We start from the raw sequence: 881 nt of genomic DNA, 5'->3' as shown, positions 1-881 counted from the left end.
GCCGGCCAGGACGACGCGGCCGGCCCCGCCGGCCAGGACGACGCCGTGGGGACGCCCGGGTCGCCCAGCGGCCCGGGCAGCCCGGGCAGCCCGGGCAGCCCGGGCAGACCCGTGTCCGCCGGCGGGGCAGGTACCAGCCCGGACATCGGCGACGTCCCCCCGTGGTTCAGCCAGGACAGGTCCGCACCCTGCTGCGGGCGGTCCGGTCCGGGGGCAGGGCCCGGCAACGATGCTTGCCGGGGCTGACCCGGAGCGGTCACCCCGTACTGCGCCGGCAGGCCACCGTCTGTTTCCTCGACCAGCTGCAGCAGACCAAGGCGGCGCAATGCCACCATCCGGCCATGCACCCCCGAAGGCGATGCGGATGTCTCATCGGCGAGTTTTGACTCGCTGACGGCGATGAGCCCGTTGTCGTCCATATGGTCGATCAGGGCGTTCCACAGCCGCTGCAGATCCCGCAGCTGCCGCAGCTGCCGCAGTGTGGTGGTGGCGATGTGGCCGGCGTGCTGGTCGAACAGCGCCCGGGCCTCATCCTTGTTGCGCACCCGCCGGCTGCCCGCAATGGGTTGGGGTTGGGGTTGGTCGGGGTGGAGTGGGGCGGGGGTGGTGGGTGGCTCGCCGGCGTAGAGAGTGCCAGCGTCGGTGTGGGGCACCGCTGGGGATGGTTGCCAGTCCATTCCCGGCCCCTGGGTGCCCCAGGCGCCGGGGTTCCCGCTGCCGTCGCCGGGCTGATTGAAGATGCCCGGCTGGTTGGGGTCGGTGGGCATCGCAGTACCGTGCCAGTCGGTCGCATCAATGCCGGGAACCGGCCCCGCCGGCCCCGCCGGCCAGGACGACGCGGCCGGCCCCGCCGGCCAGGACGACGCCGTGAGGGCGTCCGG

General features: G+C 73.9%; 1 pseudogene. It reads right to left on the bottom strand.

What is annotated here, in order from left to right:
- Positions 1-767: pseudogene (locus V6U90_RS33585) on the bottom strand (hypothetical protein); the annotation flags it as partial.
- Positions 768-881 lie beyond the last annotated feature (114 nt).

This window comes from Micromonospora sp. CPCC 206060 (assembly GCF_036906895.1).
Classification (GTDB): Bacteria; Actinomycetota; Actinomycetes; order Mycobacteriales; family Micromonosporaceae; genus Micromonospora.
Note: the sequence above shows the minus strand (reverse complement) of the source record. Positions and strands in the feature narration are given on the sequence as shown.